Origin of the sequence: Marinobacter sp. UBA2688, from assembly GCF_002352785.1 — a bacterium.
GTDB classification, from domain to species: domain Bacteria; phylum Pseudomonadota; class Gammaproteobacteria; order Pseudomonadales; family Oleiphilaceae; genus Marinobacter; species Marinobacter salarius.
Window position 1 is genome coordinate 1 of the sequence record NZ_DELU01000007.1, and the last position, 6,731, is coordinate 6,731.

General features: G+C 57.2%; 5 protein-coding genes and 4 tRNA genes. 2 read left to right on the forward strand and 7 right to left on the reverse strand.

Going from position 1 to position 6,731, the window contains the following annotated elements; genetic code table 11:
- Positions 1 to 56: 56 nt before the first annotated feature.
- A tRNA-Met gene (locus B3M52_RS01380) sits at positions 57 to 133 on the reverse strand.
- A gap of 101 nt (positions 134 to 234) precedes the next feature.
- Positions 235 to 1,572: an acetyl-CoA C-acetyltransferase gene (locus B3M52_RS01385; protein ID WP_075196447.1), complete on the reverse strand. Its 1,338-nt coding sequence runs from the start codon at positions 1,570 to 1,572 to the stop codon at positions 235 to 237.
- 166 nt (positions 1,573 to 1,738) lie between these two features.
- On the opposite strand from B3M52_RS01385, the gene B3M52_RS01390 reads away from it, so the two are divergent.
- Positions 1,739 to 3,145 carry a 3-oxoacyl-ACP reductase gene (locus tag B3M52_RS01390; RefSeq protein ID WP_075196448.1) on the forward strand — a complete coding sequence of 469 codons (1,407 nt, stop codon included), beginning with the start codon at positions 1,739 to 1,741 and terminating at the stop codon, positions 3,143 to 3,145.
- A gap of 12 nt (positions 3,146 to 3,157) precedes the next feature.
- Here the strand turns inward: B3M52_RS01390 and B3M52_RS01395 are convergent.
- The 5 genes from B3M52_RS01395 to B3M52_RS01415 form a co-directional block, all read right to left on the reverse strand.
- Positions 3,158 to 3,233 (reverse strand) — tRNA-Val (locus B3M52_RS01395).
- A 20-nt stretch (positions 3,234 to 3,253) separates the two neighbouring features.
- Positions 3,254 to 3,330, reverse strand: a tRNA-Asp gene (locus B3M52_RS01400).
- Between the two features lie 69 nt (positions 3,331 to 3,399).
- A tRNA-Val gene (locus B3M52_RS01405) sits at positions 3,400 to 3,475 on the reverse strand.
- Positions 3,476 to 3,981: 506 nt separating this feature from the next.
- On the reverse strand, positions 3,982 to 4,860 hold the full coding sequence (locus B3M52_RS01410) for a DUF2846 domain-containing protein (protein WP_036210128.1): 879 nt from the start codon (positions 4,858 to 4,860) through the stop codon (positions 3,982 to 3,984).
- A gap of 157 nt (positions 4,861 to 5,017) precedes the next feature.
- Entirely contained in the window at positions 5,018 to 5,977 is a 960-nt protein-coding gene (locus tag B3M52_RS01415; RefSeq protein WP_075196449.1) for a hypothetical protein, read from the reverse strand.
- A 179-nt stretch (positions 5,978 to 6,156) separates the two neighbouring features.
- Between B3M52_RS01415 and purE the strand changes: the two genes are divergently transcribed.
- Positions 6,157 to 6,648 carry a 5-(carboxyamino)imidazole ribonucleotide mutase gene (purE, locus tag B3M52_RS01420; RefSeq protein ID WP_036210119.1) on the forward strand — a complete coding sequence of 164 codons (492 nt, stop codon included), beginning with the start codon at positions 6,157 to 6,159 and terminating at the stop codon, positions 6,646 to 6,648.
- Positions 6,649 to 6,731: the final 83 nt, after the last annotated feature.

Here is a 6,731-nt window from a genome sequence, read left to right on the forward strand (position 1 = left end):
CGCCATGCCTGGCGCACAACGAATAAGGGCCGGTCAAAGACCGGCCCTTATTGATATGGTAGCGGGGGCAGGATTCGAACCTACGACCTTCGGGTTATGAGCCCGACGAGCTACCAGACTGCTCCACCCCGCATCAAACTGGTGGTTAACCGGGTAAGGCCCCGATCAACGAGGTGCGCATAGTACGGGGCGTTGATGCGTCTGTCAAAGGGAAAAATGAATTTTTTCGCCAACTTACCGCTCAAGTATGGCCGTCACCCCCTGCCCCCCTGCGGCGCAGATGGAGATCAGGCCACGGCCACTGCCTTTCTCTTCCAGCAGCTTCGCCAGAGTGGCCACGATACGCCCACCGGTCGCCGCGAAGGGATGGCCGGTGGCCAGACTGCTGCCCTTGACGTTCAGTTTGTTTCGATCAATGCTCCCCAGCGGCTTTTCCAGACCCAACCGGTCCTTGCAGAACGCAGGGTCTTCCCAGGCCTTCAGGGTGGAGAGCACCTGGGCGGCGAACGCTTCATGGATTTCGTAGAAGTCGAAATCCTGCAGCGTCAGCCCGGCTTTTTCCAGCATGCGTGGCACGGCGTAAGCAGGTGCCATCAGCAGGCCCTCCTTCTTGTCGACGAAGTCCACTGCAGCCACCTCGGAGAACGTCAGGTACGCCTTGATCTCCATGTTGTTGGCTTTTGCCCACTCTTCGCTGGCCAGCAGCACACAGGAGGCACCATCCGTCAGCGCAGTGCTGTTGGCGGCGGTCATGGTGCCGTTCTCACGATCAAATACGGGCTTGAGCGTCGCCAGCTTTTCAAGGGTCGTGTCCGGGCGCAGAATGTTGTCTTTCTCCAGGCCTGCCAGTGGAGTCATCAGGTCCTTGAAAAAACCTTCATCATATGCGGATGCCAGTTTCTGATGGCTCTCATAGGCCAGCTTGTCCTGCTCGTCGCGGGGGATGGACCACTCGCGGGCGGTAATCTGACAGTGCCCCCCCATGGACAACCCCGTTCTGGGTTCGCCGTTTTGCGGAATTTCCGGTTTCAGATGGCTCGGACGAAAACGACTGAGCACTTTCAGGCGTTCTCCGGCTGTCTTGGCCCGATTCAGATCCAGAAGAATTTCACGCAGACCCTCGCCTACCCCAATCGGCGCATCCGAGGTGGTATCAGTGCCGCCAGCGATGCCGCACTCGATCTGCCCTAACGCAATCTTGTTGGCCACCAGAATGGCCGCTTCGAGGCCCGTACCGCAGGCCTGCTGGATATCGTAGGCGGGTGTTTCCGGCGCTAGGCCGCTACTCAGCGCGGATTCCCGGGTCAGGTTAAAATCCCTGGAGTGTTTGATAACCGCGCCAGCAACGACCTCTCCAAGGCGCTGCCCCTCCAGCCCGAAGCGATCAACCAGTCCTCGCAGCGCACTGGTCAGCAACTCCTGGTTGCTGACCTTGCTATACGCGGTATTGGAGCGGGCAAAAGGAACCCGGTTGCCACCAATAATGGCAACCCGGCGGATATCGCTTTTAGCGGCCGTGGTCTTCTTTGCCGTCGACGTTTTCTTTTGGGTGCTTTTCGGTGCCTGTGCCATGATGATGTCCTGTTTAAACGAGTGTATCCGTTGCGTTGCAGTCTAGCGCCAACCGGGCCCGGCTCATTGGCATCCCTGACAACCGTAACAGGGCATTGAGTCAATTCAAAAGCGGCCGGATTCTTTAACCTGTACGCCGATATTCGTTTCGCAAAAGGAAAATGCCATGTCTGATCGCTATCTCAAGTTCGTCAATACTCCGTTTGGCAAGACCGCCGCCCAGTCCCTGGGGCTGCCCGCCCCGGTTCCCCTGAAACGCTGGAAGCGCGCGGACCAGCCGTTTATTGAGGGCGACGTGCTGATCGGCGCTGCCAACAGCAGCAAAGCTATCTCGATGATTGGAAAGGTGCTGGGCGCCAGCGCCGCAAAACTCTTTCATGCCAGCGCCATGGATACTCTGAACGATTCTGCCAAAAGCGGCAACAAGGCCGAAGCCTTGCCCCTGAACGCGGACATTGATCGCAAATTCTCCGCCCTTGTGTTTGATGCCACAGGCATGAAAGACACCACCGATCTGAAAGCGGTTTACGAGTTCTTTCACCCCACCATCCGCAAGCTGGCGGGCAACGGCAGAGTACTGGTGATAGGCCAGGACCCTGGCACCTGCCGCCAACCCGCCAAGGCCGCCGCTCACCAGGCTCTGGAAGGCTTCGTACGCAGTGTCGGCAAGGAAGTCGGCAAGAAAGGAGCTACCGCGAACCTGCTTTGGATGGCCCCCGGGGCCGAACAGCAGCTGGAATCCAGCATCCGGTTCTTTTTATCGCCCCGATCGGCCTATGTCTCTGGCCAGGTAACCCGCATCAGTAAGGGAGCGACCGCTCACGCCACCAACCCAGTCGCGCCGCTGGCCGGAAAAGTCGCGCTGGTAACCGGTGCCTCCCGCGGCATTGGCGCCTCTATTGCCGAAACCCTGTCGCGGGACGGCGCCACGGTCATTGGCCTGGATATCCCACCAGCCATGGAAGACCTGCAAAAGGTTATGACCCCCATCAAGGGCAAGGCGATGGCGTGCGACATTACAGACGAAAAGGCACCAAAGCAGATTGCAGACTTTGTGAAGGAGCACTTCGAAGGCATTGACCTGGTTATCCACAACGCCGGCATCACCCGTGACAAAACCCTGGGCAACATGCCCGAGCACTTCTGGGATATGACCATTGCCGTGAACCTGACGGCCGAGGAACTGATCGACGAAGAGCTGATGCACCAGGAGCTGCTGTGTGAAAACGGACGCATTGTCTGCATTTCCTCCATCAGCGGCATTGCTGGCAACTTTGGCCAGACCAATTACTCCACCGCCAAGTGCGGCGTGATCGGCTATGTAGAGGCGATGGCAAAACAGGTGAAAAACGGCGTGACCATCAACGCAATAGCGCCCGGGTTCATCGAAACCCAGATGACAGCCGCTATGCCTATTACCATTCGCGAAGCCGGCCGGCGCATGAACAGCTTGTCTCAGGGCGGTTTGCCAGTCGACGTGGCCGAGGCTATTGCGTGGTACTGCAATCCTGCATCAAACGGCGTGAACGGGAACGTTGTTCGGGTTTGCGGGCAATCGTTGATTGGAAAATAACGAGGGGGAAAATGGTGGGTGGTACTGGGATCGAACCAGTGACCCTCGCCTTGTAAGGGCGATGCTCTCCCAGCTGAGCTAACCACCCGGGATCTGGAAACAAAAAAATGGCGGAGCGGACGGGACTCGAACCCGCGACCCCCGGCGTGACAGGCCGGTATTCTAACCAGCTGAACTACCGCTCCGCATCAATCCCGGCCTGATCGGCCTTAGGGACCTGAAACCGGGCGGGGTGGCCCGGTGATGCTGAAAAGTGGTGGGCGGTACTGGGATCGAACCAGTGACCCTCGCCTTGTAAGGGCGATGCTCTCCCAGCTGAGCTAACCGCCCACTTTTACAGCACACTGGTGAGTCAGCGTTGCTGTCTCAACCAAGTGAGACGCGCATTTTAAGCATTTGTCTGGCGGTGTCAAATTTTTTCCGGAGTTTTTCTCAAAAAACCTGCAACTCGTTAAAAAATGTACAATTTTCAATCAAGCCTGTTTATCACTCCCGGTTTTCTTTGCCGCCTTCACAGACTTCAACCGAGTGGCTTTCTGTCCTGCCTTCCTCGCCTTGTGATCAAGTGACAGCTCGTTCACACGCGACTTTCGATCCGCAGGCAATGCCCGCTCCGCCAGCGAGCAATTGAGATGATCAAGACGTTTTCTGAGGCTAGCTATCCGGTGGCCTGCGTTTTCCAGTGCCTCGGGAAGCAATTCTCCGGAAAGCCGGCGAAACGTTAGTTGTAATGAATCTCTCAGCGACATGATCCGGCAACCCTCTGAATACGGACACCTCACAGTCTAGTAACCGAAACCGGAAACAACAATTCGCAGTACACCAGATCGGCGACGTTAGAATATCCACCAACCGCCACCGGATTCTGCCTCTTCCCGACGCTCCCGCTCCTGTTCCAACGCCGCATACTCCCGCTCCAGTTCCCGCAATCGACGATCGCTTTCAAGAGGCACCGTAGGGCCACCGCCAAAGGGCCAGTACCAAGGCGTTTCGTCATACTTCCCCTGTTCTCTCAGGCGCTCGATTTCAGCCGCTCGCTCCTCTTCCAGAAGAACCAGATTGCGCTCGTAGTCTGCGTCCTCATTCACCTCAACAATGGAGGTCGCAGCGTGATTAGGGGCAAGCAAATCACTATTCAGAAAACGCGTGGAGACAATTTCTTTGGCCTGCATGGCGTAGTCACGGGTCACGAGCTGCAAGTCGCCAGACCTCAGGGGGTGGTCCTCGGCGAGTTCCGGATGGTTACTCTCCGGCTCTTGCAACTCGTTATAGCGCAGGTAATACACCCTTCCGGGTTCGACCTTGAGCGTGGCGTCTGCAATCAGGCTCAGGCTGAACGAATTGAGCCCCTCAAGCCCCAGCAGTGGCCGGCGGATGGCGATATGCCGCTCGCCAGGGGCAACTTCAAGCCAGGTAAAACTGTCGTTTCGAATATTGAAATAGTGGTGGTCGTCTATGTAAACGCTTGGCGCCTCGATCTCGTCCGCAGCCCACTGGGAATGGGTGCGGTAGAAATAGAGAACCGCATTGCTGCGATCCCACTCATCATTGCCGATATGAACGAAATCGTGCCCGGATACCGGGTGCAAAAACGAGCCAACGCTTTTACCGATGGACTGGTACACCGTGCAGCCGGCACCAGAAACCAACAGCAAAGCCACAAATACGGCCGCCAGTGGCCGGGGAAAACCGGGAAAAAGAAATCGGGTTGTCATTGTTGTGCACTCTTCATCCTTTCGCGAGTTGTCCCGATCATAACAACTGCAATCTCGCGGAACTGAGAGCTACCGCAAGGGATGAATACAAACTGTTACAAAGCACAGCAGGCCCTGCTTGCCCTGCTGTGCCTGCGTACCCGTTCGCAGCCGCCTTCTATTGGCCGGACATCCGCGAGCGCAGATCATTGACCTCTTCCGACAGGCGAACCAGCCTTGAGGTTAATTGCGCCCGCGAAGAGTCAATCGAAGACACGGTTTCCCTCAGCCCCGCCAGATCTTTGCGAACGGCATCCAGCTGGCTGCCGCTGGACAGGTTATTGGTGGCCTTTTCCAGCGCTGCAATACGGCTTTCCAGGCCATCAATGGTGAGGTTTTGCTCTCGCTCGAAACGCAACAGCTGGCGCTCTACCAGCTTGTCCACTCCGGCCAGGGATTCATCCAGCTTCGTCAATTGTGAGGTATTCTCCTGGCCAGTTTCGCGAACGGCGGTAAGCTGCCGCTCAAAGTCCGATTGAACCTTGTCCAGCCTGGAGGACACCGTTGCCTCCAGCTCCTTGACCGAGGCAGACAATGCTTCCCGCTGGCTGTTGCCGCTATCCACATCTGACCTCAAAGATTCCAACCTGGCCTGGTGGTCGTCGAGCCGCTTGCGGTTGCGGTCATTAGCAACCCCCCACAGCTTGGCGATCTCGCTGTCAGCCGTATTGAGGCGTTCCTTGTGGGACGCCAGCGTGTCTTCAATGGATTGCCCTTTCTCCTGCAGGTTCTCGCCGGTCTCGGAAAGCTCCCCCTCAAACCGGGCCAGCGCCAGTTTGCTTTGGCGCGCCCAGTAATCCGCTTCTTCCAGCTGACCTTCCAGTGCCTGTATACGCTGCTCTTGCTGATACCAGCCAGCGCCCGCCGCTCCGGCAACAATCAACAGCGCGATCAACAACACTGCACTGCGGCCCGAACCACCACCGCCAGATGTTTTCCGGCGTTTTCCAGCAGGTTTGCCCGGGCCGCCATTACCGGCCGACTCTGGCACGGGTGCTTGGCGTTTTTTGCGCTCTTCCACTTTATTGCCGGGCACGCCGGTACGTACTTCATCATCATCTGGACGGATTGGTTCCATAACAGCTCCGGTATATGGACGGTAACGTTAATAAAGCACGATAATACCCGTACCTTGCGACTCAGCAAAATGACGGCCAGGAGAGCTGACAGTATGCGCTCCTTGGCCATCGACTGTTTGCATGGCCACGGGGCCTTACATACAATGTCCGGCTTTCTCACATATCAGGACTGTTGCATATGCAGCCGCTTGTAGGACTCATCATGGGCTCGAAGTCTGACTGGCCCACCATGGAACACGCCGCCGAGATGCTGGACAAGCTGGGCGTGCCTTACGAGACGAAGGTTGTCTCTGCCCACCGTACGCCGGATTTGCTGTTTGATTATGCCAAGACTGCCTCTGATCGGGGCCTGAAGGTGATCATTGCAGGCGCGGGCGGTGCTGCTCACCTGCCTGGCATGGTCGCGTCACAAACGTCACTGCCGGTCCTTGGTGTTCCCGTCCAGTCCAAAGCACTCAACGGTCTTGATTCGCTGCTGTCCATCGTACAAATGCCCGGCGGCATTGCGGTTGGCACCCTGGCAATTGGTAAAGCCGGTGCCACTAACGCTGGCCTGCTGGCGGCTCAGATTATCGGTACATTCAAGGACGATGTCCGTATAGCGGTCGATGAGTTTCGCGCTACACAGACACAGACAATCCTGGATAATCCTGATCCCAGCGATCAATAATCAGGCATCGGACTTTGGTGTACGAGCGGGTGGGGGATGCTTTCCAAAACACGCTCCTTGCGGCACATCCATGTGGCGCTTGG

What these genes read in the sequence shown, in the direction of transcription:
- B3M52_RS01385 (WP_075196447.1), bottom strand. Translation starts at nt 1,572, where the DNA reads ATGGCACAGGCACCGAAAAGCACCCAAAAGAAAACGTCGACGGCAAAG.
- B3M52_RS01390 (WP_075196448.1), top strand. Translation starts at nt 1,739, where the DNA reads ATGTCTGATCGCTATCTCAAGTTCGTCAATACTCCGTTTGGCAAGACC.
- B3M52_RS01410 (WP_036210128.1), bottom strand. Translation starts at nt 4,860, where the DNA reads ATGACAACCCGATTTCTTTTTCCCGGTTTTCCCCGGCCACTGGCGGCC.
- B3M52_RS01415 (WP_075196449.1), bottom strand. Translation starts at nt 5,977, where the DNA reads ATGGAACCAATCCGTCCAGATGATGATGAAGTACGTACCGGCGTGCCC.
- purE (WP_036210119.1), top strand. Translation starts at nt 6,157, where the DNA reads ATGCAGCCGCTTGTAGGACTCATCATGGGCTCGAAGTCTGACTGGCCC.